The sequence below is a fragment of the Streptococcus sp. GMD6S genome (genome assembly GCF_000297015.1).
The window spans coordinates 1-717 of the sequence record NZ_AJRH01000353.1 but is presented as its reverse complement, the minus strand read 5'-3'; the positions used below and the strand labels follow the sequence as shown (position 1 = coordinate 717).

The 717-nt window shown below is 41.7% G+C and carries 2 protein-coding genes; both read right to left on the bottom strand.

Features of this window, described 5'->3' with window-relative positions:
* Positions 1-60: 60 nt before the first annotated feature.
* The gene (locus GMD6S_RS11570; RefSeq protein WP_000485110.1) at positions 61-492 is read right to left on the bottom strand and encodes an SseB family protein; all 432 of its coding nucleotides are present in this window, start codon (positions 490-492) and stop codon (positions 61-63) included.
* A 21-nt stretch (positions 493-513) separates the two neighbouring features.
* A partial coding sequence (locus GMD6S_RS11565) for an aminomethyltransferase beta-barrel domain-containing protein (protein ID WP_001073838.1) occupies positions 514-717 on the bottom strand: 204 nt, incomplete at its 5' end.

Here is a 717-nt window from a genome sequence, read left to right as displayed (position 1 = left end):
CATCATTTCTATTGCTTTTATTATTGTAGCAAATTGAGAAAATTTGTCAATCTAAATGTACTATAATTGGCGAATCGCTTCAAAAGCTCCTTTGTCAATCTCGACTGGGTCAGAGAAGGCATCCAGAACAATCCCTCTCACCGGAAACTCCCCTATCTCTTCCGCAACAGATAAACAGTCCGTAAGAGGTAATTGCAACCAGGAAAAACGGTCATAATAGTCCCTGGGAATATCTTGTTCAGTTAAGAAACAAGGATAGAAGTAGTCGTCTCCCTTTCGCAGAATATCCGGTTTTAGTCGTACCCCTTCTTGTTCATCACTCTCATCCAGAAGATTCGGATTGAAGGGGACCCAGACTTTAGCTTGTTTCAATTCCTTGAACAAGGCTTCAATTGACTCTGTCGTTTTCTCTCTCAAATACTCTTTCTTATAGTCAGAGAGGCTCATTGTTTGCTCTTTTTTAGCCGTTTTTTTCTTAAAAAACTGAAACATTCTCTTTCCTCTTAGAAAATCTTAAATGTACTGACAAACCTGTCCATCTCGATAAGCATTATCAATCAAACCGCCACCGAGACACTCATCGCCATCGTAAAAGACAACTGCCTGTCCTGGTGTGATGGCGCGTTGCGGTTCCGCAAAGATGACCTCTGCCTTATCTCCTTTGACATGTACTGTCACCTTAGAATCAGGCTGACGGTAGCGGAATTTAGCCGTACA

What these genes read in the sequence shown, in the direction of transcription:
- GMD6S_RS11570 (WP_000485110.1), bottom strand. Translation starts at nt 492, where the DNA reads ATGTTTCAGTTTTTTAAGAAAAAAACGGCTAAAAAAGAGCAAACAATG.